Source organism: Bacteroides sp. f07, from assembly GCF_042854785.1.
In the GTDB taxonomy this organism is placed as follows: domain Bacteria; phylum Bacteroidota; class Bacteroidia; order Bacteroidales; family Bacteroidaceae; genus Bacteroides.
On sequence record NZ_BAABXI010000003.1, the window covers coordinates 848,973 to 870,494 of the forward strand.

At 42.2% G+C, this 21,522-nt stretch carries 14 protein-coding genes; 11 read left to right on the top strand and 3 right to left on the bottom strand.

What is annotated here, in order from left to right; translation table 11 throughout:
- Window positions 1-8 precede the first annotated feature (8 nt).
- Window positions 9-1,577 carry a DUF4832 domain-containing protein gene (locus ACGHVY_RS23085; protein WP_390601881.1) on the bottom strand — a complete coding sequence of 523 codons (1,569 nt, stop codon included), beginning with the start codon at window positions 1,575-1,577 and terminating at the stop codon, window positions 9-11.
- 227 nt (window positions 1,578-1,804) lie between these two features.
- Between ACGHVY_RS23085 and ACGHVY_RS23090 the strand changes: the two genes are divergently transcribed.
- Both ACGHVY_RS23090 and ACGHVY_RS23095 read left to right on the top strand, forming a co-directional pair.
- Window positions 1,805-2,722, top strand: a complete 918-nt coding sequence (locus tag ACGHVY_RS23090; protein WP_390601882.1) for an alkaline phosphatase — start codon at window positions 1,805-1,807, stop codon at window positions 2,720-2,722.
- Window positions 2,723-2,922: 200 nt separating this feature from the next.
- Window positions 2,923-3,222 carry a hypothetical protein gene (locus ACGHVY_RS23095; protein WP_390601883.1) on the top strand — a complete coding sequence of 100 codons (300 nt, stop codon included), beginning with the start codon at window positions 2,923-2,925 and terminating at the stop codon, window positions 3,220-3,222.
- Here the strand turns inward: ACGHVY_RS23095 and ACGHVY_RS23100 are convergent.
- Window positions 3,176-4,096, bottom strand: coding sequence for an Rpn family recombination-promoting nuclease/putative transposase (locus ACGHVY_RS23100; RefSeq protein WP_390601884.1), 921 nt, complete (start codon window positions 4,094-4,096; stop codon window positions 3,176-3,178). The two genes, ACGHVY_RS23095 and ACGHVY_RS23100, sit on opposite strands and share 47 nt — an antisense overlap.
- Before the next feature lie 1,300 nt (window positions 4,097-5,396).
- Between ACGHVY_RS23100 and ACGHVY_RS23105 the strand changes: the two genes are divergently transcribed.
- From ACGHVY_RS23105 to ACGHVY_RS23130, 6 genes are all read left to right on the top strand, one after another.
- A complete protein-coding gene (locus ACGHVY_RS23105) occupies window positions 5,397-6,761 on the top strand; it encodes a DUF4925 domain-containing protein (RefSeq protein ID WP_390601885.1) in 1,365 nt (454 codons plus the stop codon).
- A gap of 64 nt (window positions 6,762-6,825) precedes the next feature.
- Window positions 6,826-9,879 carry a SusC/RagA family TonB-linked outer membrane protein gene (locus ACGHVY_RS23110; protein WP_390601886.1) on the top strand — a complete coding sequence of 1,018 codons (3,054 nt, stop codon included), beginning with the start codon at window positions 6,826-6,828 and terminating at the stop codon, window positions 9,877-9,879.
- Window positions 9,880-9,912: 33 nt separating this feature from the next.
- Window positions 9,913-11,655, top strand: coding sequence for a RagB/SusD family nutrient uptake outer membrane protein (locus ACGHVY_RS23115; RefSeq protein ID WP_390601887.1), 1,743 nt, complete (start codon window positions 9,913-9,915; stop codon window positions 11,653-11,655).
- Window positions 11,656-11,681: 26 nt separating this feature from the next.
- Window positions 11,682-13,247: a glycosyl hydrolase gene (locus ACGHVY_RS23120; protein ID WP_390601888.1), complete on the top strand. Its 1,566-nt coding sequence runs from the start codon at window positions 11,682-11,684 to the stop codon at window positions 13,245-13,247.
- An 18-nt stretch (window positions 13,248-13,265) separates the two neighbouring features.
- On the top strand, window positions 13,266-14,678 hold the full coding sequence (locus tag ACGHVY_RS23125; RefSeq protein ID WP_390601889.1) for an Ig-like domain-containing protein: 1,413 nt from the start codon (window positions 13,266-13,268) through the stop codon (window positions 14,676-14,678).
- An 89-nt stretch (window positions 14,679-14,767) separates the two neighbouring features.
- On the top strand, window positions 14,768-15,958 hold the full coding sequence (locus ACGHVY_RS23130; protein ID WP_390601890.1) for a glycosidase: 1,191 nt from the start codon (window positions 14,768-14,770) through the stop codon (window positions 15,956-15,958).
- A gap of 24 nt (window positions 15,959-15,982) precedes the next feature.
- Here ACGHVY_RS23130 and ACGHVY_RS23135 read toward each other — a convergent pair whose 3' ends face one another.
- Window positions 15,983-16,519, bottom strand: coding sequence for an AAA family ATPase (locus ACGHVY_RS23135; RefSeq protein ID WP_390601891.1), 537 nt, complete (start codon window positions 16,517-16,519; stop codon window positions 15,983-15,985).
- Between ACGHVY_RS23135 and ACGHVY_RS23140 the strand changes: the two genes are divergently transcribed.
- The 3 genes from ACGHVY_RS23140 to ACGHVY_RS23150 all read left to right on the top strand — a co-directional run bounded on the left by ACGHVY_RS23140 (window position 16,500) and on the right by ACGHVY_RS23150 (window position 21,455).
- Entirely contained in the window at window positions 16,500-16,934 is a 435-nt protein-coding gene (locus tag ACGHVY_RS23140) for a hypothetical protein (RefSeq protein ID WP_390601892.1), read from the top strand. The genes ACGHVY_RS23135 and ACGHVY_RS23140 overlap by 20 nt on opposite strands.
- Window positions 16,935-17,057: 123 nt before the next feature.
- Window positions 17,058-18,935: a sodium:solute symporter family protein gene (locus tag ACGHVY_RS23145; protein WP_308745047.1), complete on the top strand. Its 1,878-nt coding sequence runs from the start codon at window positions 17,058-17,060 to the stop codon at window positions 18,933-18,935.
- Window positions 18,936-18,980: 45 nt separating this feature from the next.
- Window positions 18,981-21,455 carry a PQQ-binding-like beta-propeller repeat protein gene (locus ACGHVY_RS23150; protein ID WP_390601893.1) on the top strand — a complete coding sequence of 825 codons (2,475 nt, stop codon included), beginning with the start codon at window positions 18,981-18,983 and terminating at the stop codon, window positions 21,453-21,455.
- The last annotated feature ends 67 nt before the right edge of the window (window positions 21,456-21,522 follow it).

Genomic DNA, 21,522 nt, shown 5'->3' on the forward strand with positions numbered 1-21,522 from the left:
ACCAACATTTATTCCACCTCAACAGTCGTCAATATATTGACTCCGTATTTTCCATCTTTAGACACCGCCCAAACCGTATTCCCATTCGCACAACGGATAGCATAACGGGAATTATACTTCAACCTTTCTGAGCCATCCGGTATCCACAGACCCAGTTTGTATTTTCCGGGAACAACCGCCCCCGGCAGTTGAAGGGATAAATCAACAGAATGTGTCAACGGCGTATAAGTCGTATCTCCCGGTTGGAACGGCTGCCAGTCCAACGGGTTGGCTTCGGTCGGGAATTCCGTAACTTCCCCTTTATCGTCAATCAATACAAAGTAAACCGGATGCTCTCCAAACACGGTGGCAAAACCTCTGTTTACCAAGTTCAGTTTCAACAGGTTTTCTTTTCCGGTTTGCAACTTATCAGGCAATTGCAGAGATTGCAGTTCGATACGGTAGCCCAAATGGTCACGTATATAATCGAACATAGTACGCTTCACTTTCGTTCCGTCCTGTTTTTGGAAATAACTGTCGGATACAGGCATATGGTGTTGACGGAGAGAATCTTCCGTTATCATTGTTTTCTTCCATACCACCATGGAATATTCGGGCGGGTTATTCTCGTCAAATCTGTTGTTAGGATGTTGTTCCTTATAATTATGGATAACACTCAATGAAGTATAGTGCTGAAGGAATAAACGTCTTGCCGCTTGCAGCCCGTCAATAATCCATCCGGCAGAAGGGCTGTCCGGATCGGCACCTACGCTCCAAAATCCCCAGGGAAGTTCCCCGTCTACTACGAGATAAGGCGATTCTTTCACTATCTGGTCGAACTTGGCAGTTCCTTCGTGCATATCAGCATCCCATCTGTCGGGACGTATCACGATGAAATCATCATGGAACGAAAGTCTTTTATATAGTTCCGGTTTGTCCTTCAGCAGATTCTTAAACTCAGGCAGCCTTACTTGCACGTTTCTCTCTTCGGGAACGACTGAAAGCAATTTCTCCAATACCGCAGCTTTTATCTCTTCAGAGTTCTCCAAACCTTGGATAGAGCTGTGCCACTCGCCCCATGCACCAATCATTCCGGCTTGCATTACCAGAATCAAGTCTTTATTCTTCTCCAGAAAAGGTTTCAACTGGTCCAGATGTTCCAATATCTGTTCTCCGGTAGGACCTGTGGCGGCTCTTCCCATAAAATCCCTTTCGTAGGCAAAACGCAATACGGCTTTCTTTCCCTGCTTCTGCAACTCATCAAAGTACATCTGCATAGTTTGGAAATTCTCTTCAGACAGATTCTCACCTATCAGATAAGTAAGATAAAAATAACTTTGGGAAAGCGAGACACTGTCCGCCATGTACTTCTCCGACAGTTCCACCAGCTCTTTCGTAGGAGTGTTTTTCTCATGCAGCACATCTACCGCTGTTTCCAGGCGGAATCCTCTCCCGGGGTTATAGAGCCCGTTTTCACCGTGCAAGTCATCTACACAGATTCCGCGAAACTCAACAGTCCGCAGGGAGTCAGCACAACCGCTTACCACCAAAGCAAACAAGGCAGCCACTACACCACCATACATCCAATTCTTCTTCATAGTAATATCTTGTTTGCCGGCAAATATATAACAAATCAAGATACGGCAACCCGCCGGAAATCATTTCGCACAGTAAAGTATCAGTTTGGGATAAAAAACGCAAAAGTATTGGTTAATGCTAAGATTGTATTTGTCTCACATTCAAAATAGTCCTATCTTTGTCTGTCGTTAGCTATGACTTCTCATTAAACAACGAATAAAACATTAACCATATAAATAAAAATATCATGAATAGACAAACTCTCTTAACACTACTTACTACATTTGCTTTACTCTTCAGTCTCAGCTTCTCTTGCAATGCCAAAGGAAAAGACAAAGCCAAGCACGTTGTTTTTATCGGATTAGATGGCTGGGGTGCATATAGCCTGCCCAAAGCAGACATGCCTAACGTCAAGAAGCTAATGGAAGACGGCTCTTATACATTAAAAAAACGCTCGGCCCTTCCTTCTTCCAGCGCCATCAACTGGGCATCCATGTTTATGGGAGCCGGGCCGGAACTCCACGGATACACCGAATGGGGCTCTAAAACTCCGGAACTTCCATCACGCATATTGAACAAGAACGGAATTTTCCCTACTATCTTCCAATTGTTGCGCGATGCCCGCCCGGAAGCAGAAATCGGCTGCCTTTATGAATGGGACGGAATCAAATACCTGGTGGATACCCTTTCTATGAGTTATCATTACCATGTGGCCGATTACAACAAGACTCCCAAAGAATTAGGCAATATGGCATCTGCCTATATAAAGGAAAAACACCCGACTCTCGTTGCCATTTGTTACGATAGCCCTGACCATACCGGACACACTGAAGGACATGATACTCCCGCCTATTATGAAAAACTCAAAGAGTTGGATACCTATGTCGGACAAATTGTCCAAGCTGTAAAAGACGCAGGAATCCTTGATGATACTATTTTCATATTAACTTCCGACCACGGCGGTATTAATAAAGGTCATGGCGGCAAAACAATGCAGGAAATGGAAACAGCTTTCATCATCTCCGGCAAGAATATTAAAAAAGGACTCCGTTTTGATGACGTAAGCATGATGCAATATGACGTAGCTTCTACCATAGCATCTATTTTTAATCTTGAGCAACCACAAGTCTGGATAGGCAGACCGATGAAGATGGTTTTCAAATAATCACTTTTTCTCCACACTCATCTTATTTACTGAAATAAATATAGCAATAATCTTTCAATATATTGAAAGATTATTGCTATTTAGGCTATTACATTATGAAAAATAAATCTTCCAATGTCTTTTTTACTAATAATGAAGACTAAATACTTAATATTCATTAGCGATTAGAGTTTCAATAATCGCTCTAAAATCATCTAAGAATGAGAAAGAGGTACGACCATTTGGGTATGTCAGCCGTTCATGGGGGCATTGACCTGTCATGGGGAATGTACGCAAACAAATCGTGGGAAGACGGAACTATCACCCCAAAAGAATACTGGGCACTGGCAGACACATGGAATCCCAATCGGTTTAAACCGCGCCAATGGGGGAAAGCCGCAAAGAAAGCGGGATTCAGAGATATTGTACTAAAGAAAATTGATATAAAAGACCGCTTCGTAATAGCTATATTACTTATAAGTTCTCTATCTCCTTTTCTGATAATCCAGTACTTTGCATGATAATTTCGATGGGAACTCCCAGCTTTTTCATGTTACGAGCAACTTCCATGTGACCTTCAGCAAGTCCTTCTACAAGTCCTTCAGCACGACCTTCCAATCGGCCTTCCATGCGACCTTCCAATCGACCTTCCATGCGGCCTTCCAATTTCGCCCCATCCAACACATCATTCTGTATCATGATCGCACTCAAATGTTCATCATAAGCCTGTCGCTCCGCTTTGGACATATTATAATACACCAATTTCTCACGGGCTTCTTTCAACCCCGGTGCTTCTGTATCAGGACGGATACAACCTGTTTTCAGATACTCCACCCATTCTTCCAAAGGAGTGACCGCCACCTTATTAAATTCATTTACCCGAACCAGGAAATACTCGGGAAAGATTTCGGCGGGAAGCTTATGCACCAATGCGTCTTTCTCTTTGGTAGTCACTTCAAGACGGTCATTCGTATGCACTCCGACGAAGTTGTTCTGACCGTGGTATAAGTAGTCATCCCCTTTACCGATATCGAAGTATAAGATACTGATTGAATAAATCTTCTTCACCTCATAATAACGTTCTCCAAGAGAGATATGCTCCGTAATGGCTTTCGCCACTCCATAGAGGATACGCTCCAGGTAGTACAGTTCACGAGTGTTCTGAATCTCAATGATGATAATCTCACCCTTATCGTTTTTGGCTTTGATATCTACACGATTAAACTTATCATCGGCTGTCTGCTGATTACTTTCACTTTCCAGTATTTCGATGATTTTCACCTCTTCACCAAGAAATACCGTGAGAAAACCCTCTAATACACCGAAATTAGCTTTTTGACGAAGCAGTCTCTTGATTGCCCAGTCGAAACGAATATATCTGTCCGCTTGTTCCATACTACTTCCTTTTTCTTTTATTGCTATTTGGTTTTAGCACAAAATTAAGAAAATAAATCGTTCAATGTTTGTTTTAGGATAAATAATTAGGATAAATAACTATGTAGAGGTGAAGTTGTTTAAATCTGATGTGGAAATGAGCTAAACTGTGCAGTTCTGAATCATTCGATAACGGAATACTGCGTAACTTACCTCTTCCTTAATAAAAGTATCATAAATGCCACTATAAGATTATTGCTGTTCATCGATTTCACCTAATTCTTGAAATGCCGATGAATAAGGAGATAGCGGGTGAAAGCAAGTGGCAAATTCAGGTAAAACTGAACATTATCGGTTTCACCTTGTCTTTTCAAAATATCCCTTGAGCTAAAACCAATATCATTATAGCTAATGAAAATATGCTTATAGCAAATCCGCTGTCAGGTATTAATAGATAATCCATCAGGCATTAACAGCCTGGATATAAGGTATTAACACATTAAGTCTCATCTACTAACACTTGAGTTGGTAGATCTATATATTCAACACATTGTATCTATATACTTACCGTATTGAATCTATATATCCAGCATAGTGGCTCTATATGTTCAGCAATCGGCATGAAGAAATTCTGTCATCGATATAAATAAATTTGAAAGGTGAAAGCAATAACGGGAGATTTCACCTTGATTTTTTCTATGCTTTCACCCGCTATCTCCTTATTCATCGATGTTTCAGATGTAAGGTGAAACTGGTGGAACTTATGAATCAAAAGTTCATGTTATGCTTATTCAAATCAGTAATTGAAAACAAATTCTCATTCATTTCCGCACGGAAACGAATTAAATGATAATGATGAAAAAGAGAATAGGAATGTAAAAAGCAATATTTATGATAAACAAAGAGTTATTCAAGAAAATGGGAGTAGAAACAACCTGCTTAAAGTTTGCTTTTGGGAAAAGTTGCACTTTGGCAAATACAATAAATAACCTATGACGTATTACTCTTTTTACGTTACGTTCTATATAAGTTAAACTCATATTTCATACAGAAGACACAGGTCTTTTTTTAGTGAACGGAAAGTATATTATAGGTATTATAAAGATTCGATATATAACGACACACTTTTGATAGTCATACCTACAAATACAGCTATTTGTAGCATTTTAGTATTATATCAAAGAATTTATATCATCATTTTTACTCATTTTTATGTCTTTTGTTAATTTCGTATTAGTATTTGATAAAATTATATTTGTCCCCCGTAACAAACCACCCTACCTTTGTCCCCAGAGTTTAACAACATCAAATTATATATGTAATGAAAAACAAATTATTTTATCTTATTAGTGCAGCGTGCCTATTAAGCTACACTGGTACTTTTACTTCTTGCGTGAACGGTGTCGATGACGAATACCTTGAACAGAAAATGACTAATAGCACAACAAGTTCTGAAGATGAACTACCTGACTTGAATGGTGAATATAGTATGGTAGGTGATTACGACTTGGAAATGACTTGCAATGGTGATCTACTTGAAGGTCAGAAAGTGGTTATGGCCGTTGATGAAAAGAATGAATCAGCTACAATTACATTTACTGCTGTAGAAACTGATTTGGAAAGTGTAATTGGTTTGATTCAGGGTGCGAACCTAATTCAGGGTATGGGTCTTAAGTACACAGGAAACTGCCCGGTTCCGGGAGAAAAGGAACTTACCTTTACGAATGTTCCTGTATACAGAAACGGATCGACTTATGCATTTAAAGGCGACCTTGTCAAACCTACATATACAATGGAGTATGAAGGTAAAATTATAGATGGCAAAATGACTTTAAATTTCAAATATGAACTGACAGAATCCAAATTGGCAGGTATATGGAAGACTAAGGCGAATGTTTATACAGGTAGTAGTGCTACCATGACACCTTTATGGTATGATTGGAATACAAATCTAACAATTAGATTTGGGATTATCAACTTGCCAGAATTGGGTCTAAACAAATTAAACATGGACACTTATACTCCTAACGGGCTCTATGATTTATTAGTCCTAATATCTCCAGCAGCTTTCAATGTTATTGACGTACAACAAGAAATAACTGATTTATTGCAGAGCATCACTGTTTTACCAAATGGAAGTATATATGCTACTTATGCATGGGATAGCGACAAATCCAACCCAGACAGATGGAGTTCTAATATGAACCGTAATATTATTCGTTATTATTATGACAAAGAGAACGAAGATCGTATCTACGTAGAAATTAATGGTCAATTCCTATTAAACACGATCAAAGGCCTTGTACAACCGTCACCTAACACCCGTGGGGCAGCAGAAGACCTTAAAGCACTCGGTACAAGATTGATTGCGTTTTTGAAGCCAGCTCTTGAAAACGGTATTCCATGTGAGTATTCAATTAATGACAAAAAACTGTCTATTAACATAGACGGAGAGTTTTTATTAGGTGCTCTCAAATTATTAGCTGAAGTGGGCAATAACGAAGCAGCTTTGGACTTTCTCATGCCATTATTAGAAAACGATCCGACATTAGCTCCATATGCTCCTAATATAAAAATTTTCTTAAAACGCCTACCTGATTTATTAACATATAAAGAAGAAAGTATGGGTGGAGAATTGAGTGGAGAATGTAAATACGTCAAGATTGGGTTACATTTAGAAAAGTAACAACATAAAGGCAGACTAAAAGATTTCTAGTGAATAAATACAGTTTAAACACTCAAGTAGTATCATGAAAAAAATACTTTGTTTTTTCTTTTTCTTGTGTCTTCTTACCCTTTCCGGGTTTGCGCAAGAAATAAATATAACAGGTACAGTAACCGAAGCATCGACCAATGAGCCGATGCCCGGAGTCACTGTCCAGGTGAAAGGAACCACCAATGGAACAATCTCCAATATAGATGGTCAGTACACCATACAAGCGAAGATGAACGACATACTTGTCTTCTCTACAATTGGTATGAAAACAGTTGAAAGAAAAGTATCTTCCAACGCTCCCATCAACGTAGCACTAGCAGAAGACAATGTGCAACTAGATCAAGTAGTCGTTATCGGTTACGGTACAGTGAAGAAGAGCCACCTTTCAGGAGCTGTGAGTTCCGTGGGAACGAAAGAACTGAACGGAGACGTTGCAACGACTGCTGCTACTGCATTGCAAGGAAAAATTGCGGGTGTATCCGTAATGAGTTCCAGTGGTAATCCTAATGACGGAACTACTATCAACGTGCGTGGTATCAGTTCTTTATCCAACAATGCTCCCCTATTCGTAGTGGACGGTGCATTCGGTGACATCAACATGATTGACCCTAACGATATCCAGTCTATCGAAGTTCTGAAAGATGCCGCTGCGGCTGCAATCTATGGTTCGCGTGCAGCAGGTGGTGTAGTATTGATTACTACCAAAGGCGGCCGCAAAGAGATGCCCACCAAAGTTGATGTTAATTTCTTCACAGGAGTTCAGCAGAATCCTAAAAAACTAAATGTACTGAATGGCGAAGAATACAGCCGCTTTGCAAAATACTACGGCTTAGCTGCCGATGGTTTCGGTTCGGAAAGCGATGCAGTGCCCTTCACCGGTGAAGGTACAGACTGGCAGGACATTATGTTAAACACAGCTATGGTCTACAAAGCTAATGTAGGTATCACAGGAGGCTCGAAGAATGCATCATTCAGCGCATCCGGCGGTTATCTGAACAAAGACGGTATCCTGCGCAACACCAGCCACGAATCTTACAATATCCGATTGAAAAGTGATTTCAGCTTCCTCAACAACCGCGTTACTGTAGGAGAATCGTTAATTCTCCGTATGGCCGAAGGTAAAGGCGGCACAGATCAAGACACAATGAACGGCCTGCTGCGTTTTCCGACAGTCATTCCTGTGTTCGATCCGACCAATGCTACCGGCTGGGGAACATCTGCGGACATCAACCTTCCGAACCCCTATGCGATTTCTGAAATCAATGATATAAAGAGCGAAAGCACACAAATCTTCCTGAATGCTTATCTTCAGGCAGAAATCATCAACGGTTTGAAATACAAGTTGAACTTAGGTATGAGAAGAAATCATACGAAGAACCGTAATTATCTTGATGCATATGACTTGGGAACTTATGGTATCAACAACGCTCCAGACCTTTCGGAAAGTTTCTCAAGCTTCGATTCCTGGGTACTTGAAAACACTTTGAACTACGACCGCACTTTCGGCAAACACACAGTGTCTGCTATGGCAGGTTATTCCGCACAAAAAGACAAAAGTTATGGACTGAATGGAAGTAACTCTGATATTCCGAAGTTCATCGAAACAATGACAGGAAACGTGACCACCATGAAAGCAGGCAGTTCACTGTCTGAACAAGCATTGGTTTCTCTCTTCGGACGTGTGATGTACTCTTACGATGACCGTTATTTATTCTCTGCTTCTATCCGTCGCGACGGTTCTTCACGCTTCAAAGACGGACACCGGTATGGTAACTTTCCTTCAGTTTCTGTAGGTTGGAACATCAATCGTGAGAAATTTTTCCGCCCGTTAGAAAACATTTTCGACCAAGTGAAACTGCGTTTAAGCTATGGCAAACTGGGTAATCAAGAAATGGACAGCTATTATCCTACACTGAGTGTCGTTAGCGGGGGGATGAACTATCTGCAAGGCAACACAATTTGGTTTGGTCAGCTTCCTTTCGTAAGTGCCGTATCACCGGACAACCTGACATGGGAAAATACGGAGACTTACAATGTGGGCTTGGACGTAACCCTGTTGAACGGCAGATTAGCATTGACAGCAGATGCTTATATCAAAAACACAAACAATGTATTGTTACCCATTCCTTATACTGCTTCTGCCGGTATCGGCGGATTGTCTATACAAAACGCAGGACAGGTACAGAACAAAGGTATCGAAGTATCTGCTACATGGCGAAGCTCTATCGGCGACAAAGCGAACTATTACATCGGAGCCAACTTGAGCACAGCCAGCAATCAGGTTACTGAAATCACTGCCGGCGGAAAGTATATGTCTATTTCAGGATACTCGGCACACGGAGCAGGCGGACGTGGTATCAATATGTTCAAGAAGGGGCACTCCATGTCTTACTTCAACTTGATTGAGACTGATGGTATCTTCCGCAGCATAGAAGAAGTGGAAAACTACAGAAACAGCAATGGCGAATTGATTCAACCGGGTGCGCAAGCAGGAGACGTACGTTACAAAGACTGGAACGGCGACGGAAAGATTGATACCAACGACCAGCACGACGTCGGCAGCCCACTGCCTAACTTCACCTTCGGCTTGAGACTGGGCGGCGACTGGAACAATTTCGACCTTAACATCTTCATCGACGGTGTGGCAGGCAACAAGATTTATAACTATCCTCGCTATTGTCTCGAATCAGGAGCATTCAACGGCAATCTGAGCACAAACGTAGCCAATTCCTGGAGACCGGATAACACAAACACCGATATGCCGCGCTTCTCTAAAGCAGACGGTACAGACAACAAACTGGCCTATACCGACAGATGGTTGGAAGACGGCTCTTATGTACGCTTGAAAACAATAGACATAGGCTACACCTTCCCCAAACAATGGCTGCAAAAAGCAATGATCCAAAGAATGCGCGTTTACGTATCTATGGAGAACCTGCTGACACTGACCAAATACACCGGTTTTACTCCCGACCTGGGCGAAAGTTCTTCAACCGGTGTGGGTTACAGCGTATTCTCCAGAGGAATTGACCAGGGACGTTATCCTATTCCCCGCACTTTCTCATTCGGAATCCAGCTAGGACTATAACATATTAAGATTTACACATTGAAAAATTAAATTATGAAAAAGAATTGGTTATCATATATGCTTGTATCAGCTCTCCTTTCGGGAGCGCTGACATCATGCAGCGACTCTTTCCTGGATCTGAAAGACCCGAACCACTTTACCAACGAAAATTTCTGGAAAGATAAGGCAGATGCAGAAAGCGCACTGGCGGCAGCTTACTCGCCTATCAAATACCAGATGAACGGATATTACGGCGCATTCGACGGATGGCTCAACCTCAACAGCCGTGGAGATGATATCTTTACAATATTGAACGAAGAAGCCAGTATGTGGGATATAGCCACATTCCAGAATTCCGCTACAACAGGGAATGACCCGTACGGTGCACTGTATACAGGTATCCAACGTGCCAACATCGTGCTGAGATATATCGACAACGTTCCGGCAAGCGGCATCACGGAAAGCGACCGTGCCACGATTAAAGGAGAAGCCCTCACGCTGAGAGCATACCAGTATTTCCTGTTAGTGAACAACTACGGAAATGTACCTTTGCGGTTAGTTCCGTCGAATGAGGATGATTCTGACAAAAAGGAATCTCCTGCATCCGAAATCTGGACACAGATTGAAAACGACCTGCTTACTGCCATCAAAGACGGGAACCTGCCTGAGAGCCGCCCTGCAGAACAAAAAGGACGTATCGAGAGAGGTGCAGCTATCACCATACTTGGAAAAGTATATGCAACGCAGCACAAGTATGCCGAAGCCAAAACGCTGCTGAAAGGTCTGATTGACTCGTCTTACAGTTATTTTGACGGCTCTAATCCGGGTAAACGCTATCGGTTGATGGAAAACTTCGTGGATAACTTTACCACTGCCTATGAAAACAATTCCGAATCTGTATTTGAATTGCAATATAGCAGCGACGGTGATATGTCATGGGGTAACGAAGGCAGCATCAGCATGGGTAGTTCACTGGCACAATTTATAGGCCCTGCAAAATCCGGCGGTTGGGCAAAGTTAATGCCTTCCGCATTCCTTGTCAGCGAATTTACTACTGAAACTCGCGGAGACAGACACAAGATTCTAAACGAAAAAGGAGAATGGGTACCAGACCCGGATATAACAGCACAACCGGACTCGAAATATGACAAACGTATCTATGGCAGTATGTTCTTCACACCAAGCGAATACGGCGACTGGGTGTCGGAAAAGAATGGTTGGTATAACGGAAAGTTCTATGGAGGTCTTTTCACTATGGATGATCTTTGGACAGGTAATGCTTCCAAAATGGCCGGTGGCGCTCCTATCTTTAATGTCAGCCAGGCCAGCGGTGCACAAATTGGTAAGTTCCTTTTGAAGAAATACACCGCGCACTACGTAAAATCAAAAAGTGCCGACAATATGGGTAACATAGAAGGTAGAGCAAACAATGTACGCGCAATACGTTTCGCAGAAGCACTATTGCTATACGCTGAAGCTTGCGCTAAAGTAGCAGATAAGGATCAAGCCAACTGGGCATTGAACGAAATCCGCCAAAGAGCAGGTTTGCCTAAAAAAGACTTCGAACAAATCGACCTGATGAAAGAGATTGAGCACCAATGTCTGCTTGAGTTCTTCGGCGAAGGCCATCGTTTCGATGACTTGAAGCGTTGGTACACAACTCCTCAAATGCAGATGATCTTGAAAGGCAATGACAAGCAGGGAGCTTATAATTTCAAAGAAAGAAATAAATATTTCCCTATTCCTGCAGGAGAGTTGAACAACTCATCAGTAGAACAGAATGAATTATGGAAATAATTAACAATACTATAAGAAACAAATTTATGAAAAAGATATATTTATATGTAAGCACATCATTGTTCCTGTTGCTGGGAAGCATCACAGCTTGCGACGACAACAGTATGGGGCATGATGAGGTATATATTCCTGACCCAATGGTCATATCCGACGAAGATGATGGTCTTTCACCGGAACCTACCACAGAATCGGTTATCAGAATCCTGCCGGAAAACAAACATCAGGAAATAGACGGTTTCGGATGTAACTTCGGTTGGGCGGAGTCTGTGTACGGATGTTTGAAACGCGAGCAAATCATGGACGACCTGTACGGCGAAAACGGATTGAGATTTAATGTCTATCGTGGAGAGGTATGCGCTTCGTCCGCATCTAAAGACGGCAAAACTTTCAATTTCAAGACACAAGAGAACTATAAATTGGGAGCACACTCTCCTGAACAAAAAGTACTCTTCAAATCGGATAGTAAGAAATACAAGGAATATGCCCAACTATGGATTATCGACTATCTATGTAAGAAAAAACGGATGGATATTTATTATTTCTTCTCTGTATGGACTCCACCGATAGTATGGAAATCTTTTGCCGAAGGCGAAGAGCAAAATGGCGGAAGTGGTTCTTTCAATAGTAAATATAGTGCAGAATACGCTAACTTCCTGACCAGCTTTGCCAAAGCTTTCAAAGAAAAATTCGGTATCAATGTCTATGGTATCTCCGGTTGGAATGAACCCGACCAGGCCATGGGCGGATGGGACGGATGTATATGGGGCAACCAGCAAATGGCAGATTTCACTATACAAAACCTACGTCCGGAACTTGACAAACAAGGTCTGAAAGACACAAAAATCATTTATGGAGAATTACCCTGGTGGGCAAATGCCGTTGCATGGGTAGAGAGCGCATTGAACAACAATCCCGATTTAGTGAAAGCCAACATCGTCGCAGCAGGACATGGTTATTCTACAGTGGACGACAATATCCTTCCAATGAAAGCAGCCCAAGACAAGGGAATCCATGTATGGCAGACAGAAACTTGTGACGATAAGACTCGTGACGAGACTTGGAATGATGCAATGAAGTGGGCGAAGAATTATAATGATTACCTGACAAAAGCAAACTGTAGCGCCGTTGTATGGTGGGCAGGAGCACGCCAATGTTCAACAACCGGAGAAAACCTGCTTCAAACCGATGCATGGGATTTCAGTAATTCGTACTATCGTATAGACCGTTACTACTCTATCGGACAATTCTCCAGATATATCCAAAGAGGTTCAACACGTGTAGATGTAAAAACAGAATCAACATCAGCAAACAGAATCCCGAGAGACGTGAGTGCATCGGCATATATCAAAGACGATACATATACCATTGTATTGGTCAACAAATCAAAAACTAAAGCATTTGACACTTTGTTGGAAATTGAAGGTAAAGAGTTTGAAAGCATGGTTTCATACACTTCCAATTCCAGCGTAAAATGGTTGCGCAAGAAGCTGAATCCTTCTTCAACCGGCAAGCGTTCTATTACCGTACCTAAATATAGTGTAGTAACAATCACCGGTAGATTTGGAGAAAAAGGAAGTCTGACTGTAAAATAATTAAATGAATAGATACTGATGAAAATTAATATAACATATCTGGCAGGAGCTTTACTAAGCTCCGCCATACTGATGTTCGGATGTTCTGAAGACATCCCATCGTACAGTGAATTGACTATCGATAAAGCGGAGGTTTTCATACAAGCGGATGGAGACAACCCCTTCGCAGAAGTCAACATTACGAACGGAAACGGTAATTATAAACTAACTATAGCTAATGAAGATATAGCAAATGCTACACTAGATGGTACCCGCATTATTATCAACGGTCTGAGGAACGGAACAACAACTGCAACCCTAGTGGATTGGAGCAAACATTCAGCAGTATTCACCATTAAGGTGAAAGAAGATTTTGAACTGAAGCTGGATAAAGAAGAATTATCCATGTTTTTAGGTGAGAATGATACAGAACTAGTTAATATCTTAAGCGGCAATGGTGACTATAAGGTAGAAAGCAGCAACAATGAAGTGGCTACTGCTGAAGTAAGCGAAGATGGTAAAATTTCGGTTACTGCGATTAGCAGTGATTTCTGCAATATTACCGTAACCGATGCTGATGGAAATAAAACAATATTGAAAGTCAACGTATACGATGAACATCTGGTAACTGAGGATATAACAGGAAAAGTTTGCATGATAGGCGAAGCCTTGAATATCGGAATCACATCCGGAAATGGGGAATACTCCGTTACCAGTGAAAATCCGGAAATAGCAACTGCCGAAATTATTGAAGGTGCCATTAAGGTAACGGGAGTTTCCAAAGGAGAGGTTACTATCACCATTACTGACAGAATGAAACTAACAAGCTCTATAAAAGTAAGAGTAACAGGCGGATTTGAGATTAAAATGATTCAGGTTGATTATTTGTGGATAGGTGAAGAACTAAGAATCCCTATAGTAGATGGTAGCGGAGATTATACAATCAAATGTGATCCATCTATGACATGTGTACTCTCTGAAAATAAATCAGAACTAATCATAAATGGTGTCGAGAAAAAAATGGCTTTGAACCAGAAGATTACAATAACTGACAATATACTTAAAACAAAACCTATAGAAATCAATGTGAAATGTATTGATTATCCATTTGAAAAGGATATAGCAAGATGGTTTATCCAAGGCGCCTTTGGAATACCGGGCGGATGCTCGATTAATGAATCAAACGGTATCACAACTATAAAGACAGGAGACAAAAATATAAAGAATGGCTTTGTTATTTCTTTCAAGGGAGATCGTACTGAAGGCGATAAGACTGATGCTACATTATATACTATCAACAGCTCTGGAAACAATGGTACGGAAATCAAAATTTCTAATGTGGTAATGAAAAAAGTACAATATGATGAAGGACGAGAGCCAAATGGCTTCTTTTGGATAAAATTCCGTGAAGAAGGTAGGGACTACGATTCTTACATAGTAGCTCATACATAATTATATTAGTGGTATAACAGTATATCGGAAGTGCCCCCACGCTTCCGGTACTTCTTAAACTTAGGAAGAAAAAGAAAGAACAATTCACTATGAGTAGAATTTATGACAATCGATTGTGTGTTCTCAAAAATGCGCATGAAACTCTGATAACCCGCCCCAACAAGATTATTCTTCCGGGCAATGGGATTTTTGAAAGATACGAATATCCAGTCTTAACGAACGAACACGCTCCTTTGGAGTGGCGTTACGACCTGAATCCGGAAACGAATCCCTGGCTTATGGAACGGATTGGCGTCAATGCCACCATGAATTCGGGAGCTATCAAATGGAACGGAAAGTACCTGATGGTAGTCCGTGTGGAAGGGAATGACCGCAAATCATTCTTTGCCATCGCTGAAAGTCCGAATGGCGTAGACAATTTCCGTTTTTGGGAATACCCGATACATCTGCCGGATACAGACCCGTCGGAAACAAATGTCTACGACATGCGTCTGACTGCACACGAAGACGGTTGGATTTACGGCATCTTCTGTAGCGAAAGCCTTGACCCGAACGCTGCGCCGGGCGACTTATCTTCCGCCGTAGCGAAAGCAGGTATCGTCCGCACGAAAGACTTGAAGAATTGGGAACGCCTGCCGAACCTGATTTCCAAAAGCCAACAACGCAATGTCGTTCTGCATCCGGAATTTGTTAACGGTAAATACGCTTTGTACACCCGCCCGCAAGACAGCTTCATTGATGCCGGAAACGGCGGAGGTATCGGCTGGGCACTAATAGATGATATGACTCACGCTGAAGTAAAAGAAGAGATTATCATCAACCACCGTCACTATCACACTATAAAAGAGGTGAAGAATGGCGAGGGGCCTCATCCTATCAAAACCCCAAAAGGATGGTTGCACCTCGCCCACGGTGTACGGGCTTGCGCTGCCGGGCTGCGTTATGTGCTCTATCTGTATATGACGTCTCTGGAAGATCCGACAAAGGTAATCGCCGAGCCGGGCGGATACTTGATAGCTCCGGTAGATGAAGAAAGAATAGGTGATGTCTCCAATGTGGTCTTCTCTAACGGATGGATTGCGGATGAAGACGGAACGGTATATATCTATTATGCGTCTTCGGACACACGTATGCACGTAGCAACTTCCACCGTAGACAGACTGATAGATTATTGTCTTCACACACCGGCAGACGGTTTACGCTCTGCTGCTTCTGTAGAAAACATTTGCAAGCTCATAGAAGCTAACAAATATGTAATGGCAGAACAGGTTTATTTTTAAGGTAATGTGAGTTAGATATAGGTCTTAGAATAATAGCAACTGCCCGTCATTGACAAATTCCATGTCAATGACGGGCTTTTTTATTGAGCTGACACAAACCTTAAAAGGCAAACTAGCAAGATAAGGAAGTCCGCCATACCGATAGAAACGACTAAATGCTTCAACTGAGTCTTCTAGTTTATGGAACTCTAAAAATTCTGCGTACGTCAAACCATATACTTTAAACTCAATATACCTACCACTCAGAAAAGTAGCCAATTCTCCCGAAAGCATAGTGGCATTGCTCCCGGTACAATAAATATCATAGGTATTCTCTGCAAAGAAATGTCTCAAAGCCTTTTCGAAATCTTCAATATCCTGTATCTCATCAATAAACAGATAACATTTATCATCCATATTTTTTCTTGTGGCAGACACATAATTGATCAAATCAACATATGTTTTAATCTGATCAAATTCGAATAATTCTTTATTGATATAAATGATATCCGCCTTTGGATCTGGCTCACGGAGTCCGTTCTGCTGCTTCTGTGGAAAGTATTTGCAAGCTCGTAGAGACAAACAAAGTCGTTATGACATCAAGGGAAAAGAAACCTTTTCCGGAACAAGTAAGTTCTACATTAATGATCTTGCTTATAAAAATTATCTCTATCCTGGTTATGGTTACGGCTTTGGCTACCAGATAGAAAACGCAGTTTACTTGGATTTACTCCGTATGGGATATAAAGTTTATACAGGCAATACCAAAGGCAAAGAAATTGACTTCGTTGCTCAAAAAACAGGAGAAACCGTTTATATACAGTGCTCTTATATAATGGCAGATCAAAGTACCATAGAACGGGAATTCTCGCCATTAGAGAGCATAAATGATAACTTTCCAAAGCTGGTGGTCTCAATTGACGATATGGTTTTACCTTCGCACAATGGCATAAAACATATACAGGCATGGAATCTAAGGAATGAATTAATATCATAAGGAATAAGAAGCATTTATTGTTTAGTATCAGAATGTGCTAAAATAATACTTGTTTGCCCAACTCTTTCCCCCTACCTTTGCAGCAAAGAACATACAATATATAAATCGACTTAAAACAATAGTATGAAATTACACACTGCCGACCTTCTTATCATATGCGCCTATCTTATCGCAATGATTGTCATCGGACTTATCCTTAAAAAACGTGCTGCCCAAAATATGGATTCCTATTTCTTAGGGGGAAAATCATTACCGTTCTATATGCTGGGATTGTCCAACGCCTCCGGAATGTTCGATATTACGGGCACAATGCTAATGGTATATTGGGCATTCGCCTATGGCTTCAAAAGTCTTTGGATTCCCTGGCTATGGCCGGTATTCAACCAGATATTCCTCATGGTTTACTTATCCGTGTGGCTGCGCCGTTCCAACGTGCTCACTGGTGCCGAATGGATTAAAACCCGTTTCGGAAAAGGAAAAGGTTCAACGCTTTCACATACGATTGTGATCGTATTCGCGTTACTCAGCGTACTCGGTTTTTTAAGTTATGGATTCATAGGTATTGGTAAATTTATGGAGATATTCATCCCTTGGGAAGTGGTATCTCCATTTATTCCTTTCAATGTTCCTGCTGAATATGTCCCTCATGTATACGGTATTTTCTTTACCACAATCGCGACTTTCTATGTGATGCTCGGCGGAATGTTGAGTATCGTATGGACGGATGTCGTTCAGTTCCTGATTATGACGGTAGCAGGTATCGTTATTGTCGTCATCGGCATGCAGATGGTAGCACCGGATATGATTCACTCATTTGTTCCCGTCGGCTGGGATTCACCTTTCTTCGGGTGGACGCTCGATATTGACTGGAGCAGCCGGATGAATCTTCTTACCGAGCGAATGGCTAACGAACCTTACAGCCTGATTAGCATTTTCGTCATGATGGCGTTACTGAAAGGAATCTTTATGAGTATGGCAGGCCCCGCTCCCAACTATGATATGCAGAAGATTCTGTCCTGCAAATCTCCGAAAGAAGCGGCTATGATGAGCGGTTCCGTATCCGTGGTATTATTAATCCCCCGCTACCTGATGATTATGGGATTCGCATTGCTGGCTATCTACTTCTTCAAAGAGGATGGCGGAATGGCACAAATGGAAGTTACACGGACGGATTTTGAGACGATTCTTCCCCATTTGATTACCCGTTATGTGCCTGCCGGACTGGCAGGGCTATTGCTGGCAGGGCTATTGGCTGCATTTATGTCTACTTTCGCTTCTACGGTGAATGCAGCTCCCGCATATATCGTGAATGACATTTATCTGAAATATATCAACCCGAAAGCAAGCGTAAAAACGCAAATCCGCAGCAGTTATGTTATTTCTGTTGCAGTGGTAGTAGTCAGCACCGTCATCGGATTCTTCCTGAAAGATATCAATGAAATCTTCCAATGGATTGTAGGCGCACTCTTCGGTGGATATATCGCAGCCAACGTACTGAAATGGCACTGGTGGCGCTTCAATGGTGAAGGCTATTTCTGGGGAATGACAGCCGGAGTATTGGCGGCAATCGTTATGAAATTTACTGTCCCTGATGCATGGGTACTGTATTTCTTCCCCGTTCTGTTTGGCGTTTCCCTGATAGGATGTATCGCCGGAACTTACAGCGCTCCCCCGACTGATGAAGAGACACTTATCAACTTCTATACCCGTGTACGCCCCTGGGGATGGTGGAAGCCGGTTGAAAAAAAAGCGTTGGCCCGTTATCCCCACATCCGGCCAAACAGAAACTTCAAAAGAGACGCTTTCAACGTGGCAATCGGTATCGTTTGGCAATGTACGCTTACCATCATTCCGATGTACCTCGTTGTCCGCGAACAACTGGGACTGTGGAGTTCCATCGCTCTGCTTCTGGTCACCACACTCATATTAAGAAAGACGTGGTACAAACCTTTATGCAAAGAAGAAGCACGCTACAATGAAGAAATGAAACAACTGAAATAAAAAAGGAATAATTAGCTTAACACACTAAAAACCGGAGAACTGACCATGAAAAGATTATCTGTCATACTAATCTCATTTTTACTATATCTGCCACTAAGCGCTCAATTCAAAGGAACAGTCTATGTCGACGCCGACCAATCGGGCATATTTAACAAAGGCGACAAGCCGCTGGCGGGCGTTATGGTAACCGACGGATTGAACGTAGTAAAGACAGATAAGAAGGGTCGGTTCTCTTTACCCGGATTCGAAAAGACACGGTTCATCACTATTACAACTCCTGCGGGATATAAAACACAGCAATTCTATCTTTCTACCAAAGAAAATAGAAAAAGCTACGATTTCCTACTATCGGAGAGCGAACAGACTAAATCGAAAGAGCACTCTTTCGTCCAAATCACCGACACCGAAGTGACCAGTGGGATGGGACGTTGGGTGACAGACCTAAAACATTACATCAAAAACGAGAAACCTGCCTTCCTGATTCATACCGGTGACATCTGTTACGAGCCGGGGCTCACAATGCACAACCAAGTGGTCAATTCACAAACGATGGATTGCCCCGTTTATTATTGTATCGGCAATCACGACCTGGTGAAAGGCAAATATGGCGAAGAACTCTACGAATCTCTCTACGGACCGACATGGTATTCATTCGACATCGGCAATATCCATTATGTAGTCACCCCCATCAGCCACGGAGACAATCCGACTGATTATACACTGAAAGACGTATATAACTGGCTGAAAAATGACCTCGCACTGATGAAGAAAGGGCAAGCGCTGATTCTTTTCAACCATGACCTATTCACCGCAAGTGACACTTTCGTATTCAAAGCCGACAATGAACATATACTCGACCTGCGTGCTTTCAATACAAAAGCGCAAATATACGGGCATATGCACTACAACTACGTCCGCAATCAGAATGGAATTTACACAATCTGCACCGGAACGTTAGACAAAGGCGGCATTGACCACTCACCCTCTTCTTTCCGTGATATTAAGGTAGATGCCAATAATAACATCAGTACAGAATTAAGATACGCTTTCATCGAACCGCAAATAGCCATCGTCTCTCCAATGAACAACCAGACTACTGCTACTGCTTCTGCAGACGAAAACCTGCTTCTTGTTTCCGTCAACACATATCACTCGCAAGCGAAAACATCACGTGTTTCTTATATCCTGAGCGATGCGGATAATAATCAGGAAATAGCCAAAGGTAATCTTACCTCTCTCACTGACTGGAATTGGAGTGAAAACATCCAAATACCAGTGAATGAAAATGGGAAGAGACTGAATCTTACAGTAACCTCATTCTTCAACGACGGAAAGAAAGCGACTGCTACCAGCCAATTCACTTATCAAAAAGATTTCAACCCGCCTACTATTCCGGGCAAAGACTGGAACACCCTGCTTCAAAACGCAGCGCACTCCGGAGGCATCAACGGTTCTCAAATCAAGCTCCCTCTGCAACTGCAATGGACAGCCAACACTGGCAGCAACATCTTTATGACTTCTCCCATTATCGCCGGACAAAGGATATTCATCGCTACCACCGATGATAATGTGTCACTGAACACTTCTATCTGCGCATTTGATTTCAGCTCCGGCAAACCGTTATGGAAGTTCCGCACGGCAAACTCCATAAAAAATACAATTGCCTATGAGAATGGAGTTGTAATAGCCCAGGACGCTTCTTGCAATCTATATGCTTTAGACGCAGAATCAGGAAAGTTACTTTGGAAACAATATATCAATCTTGACAGTTACCCCTATCTGACTGAAGGAGTGACCATAGATAAAGGCGTAGTCTATGCCGGAATCGGTACCGGACTATCTGCCTATGACTTAAAAACAGGACAAACAATATGGACTAACAAAGACTGGAAACAACGGGAAGGCTCTACTACAACACTGACCGTTGCCGGAGATGTATTAGTCAGCGGAACCCAATGGGGAGGATTATACGGCAACGACATCCGCACCGGGAAACTACTTTGGAAACTCTCCGGCAACGGACTCGGCAACCGGGGAGCATCTCCGGTCTATAAAGACGGAACATTGTGGATTATCTCTTCCAAAAGCTTCTTCACCATAGAACCGAAAACCGGAAAAGTACTCCAACAAAAAGAGCTATCGGCCAACCTGGACGTTACATCCACCCCGCTCGTCACCGAACAGGAAATTATCTTCGGCACAGCCGACCGTGGAGTTTTCGCACTGGACAAATCTACACTTTTCAATAAATGGAAAGTAGAGACATCACCTTCACTTGTGTATACCGCCCCTTATTCCAGCCCCCCCCAAGCCGGAGTGGAAACAAGCCCCGTAGCGTCACAGGGAATCGTCTATCTCGGAGCTTCCGACGGTTATCTATATGCCATCGACCAGGCAACGGGAATCATAAAAGATAAATATAATCTCGGAGCCCCCGTATTCTCGACCATAGCCGTATCCGGCAACCGGATGGTTGTTTGCGACTTTGCAGGGAATGTCTATTGTTTCTCTTCAAAGTAAACCCACTCTTCAATTCATCATATACAGTTTTTGCCACCCTCTGCGTTGTAATTTGAAGATTATCACG

Bases quoted from the DNA above. Each gene is read 5' to 3' on its own strand.
- ACGHVY_RS23085 (WP_390601881.1), bottom strand. From the start codon at position 1,577: ATGAAGAAGAATTGGATGTATGGTGGTGTAGTGGCTGCCTTGTTTGCT.
- ACGHVY_RS23090 (WP_390601882.1), top strand. From the start codon at position 1,805: ATGAATAGACAAACTCTCTTAACACTACTTACTACATTTGCTTTACTC.
- ACGHVY_RS23095 (WP_390601883.1), top strand. From the start codon at position 2,923: ATGAGAAAGAGGTACGACCATTTGGGTATGTCAGCCGTTCATGGGGGC.
- ACGHVY_RS23100 (WP_390601884.1), bottom strand. From the start codon at position 4,096: ATGGAACAAGCGGACAGATATATTCGTTTCGACTGGGCAATCAAGAGA.
- ACGHVY_RS23105 (WP_390601885.1), top strand. From the start codon at position 5,397: ATGAAAAACAAATTATTTTATCTTATTAGTGCAGCGTGCCTATTAAGC.
- ACGHVY_RS23110 (WP_390601886.1), top strand. From the start codon at position 6,826: ATGAAAAAAATACTTTGTTTTTTCTTTTTCTTGTGTCTTCTTACCCTT.
- ACGHVY_RS23115 (WP_390601887.1), top strand. From the start codon at position 9,913: ATGAAAAAGAATTGGTTATCATATATGCTTGTATCAGCTCTCCTTTCG.
- ACGHVY_RS23120 (WP_390601888.1), top strand. From the start codon at position 11,682: ATGAAAAAGATATATTTATATGTAAGCACATCATTGTTCCTGTTGCTG.
- ACGHVY_RS23125 (WP_390601889.1), top strand. From the start codon at position 13,266: ATGAAAATTAATATAACATATCTGGCAGGAGCTTTACTAAGCTCCGCC.
- ACGHVY_RS23130 (WP_390601890.1), top strand. From the start codon at position 14,768: ATGAGTAGAATTTATGACAATCGATTGTGTGTTCTCAAAAATGCGCAT.
- ACGHVY_RS23145 (WP_308745047.1), top strand. From the start codon at position 17,058: ATGAAATTACACACTGCCGACCTTCTTATCATATGCGCCTATCTTATC.
- ACGHVY_RS23150 (WP_390601893.1), top strand. From the start codon at position 18,981: ATGAAAAGATTATCTGTCATACTAATCTCATTTTTACTATATCTGCCA.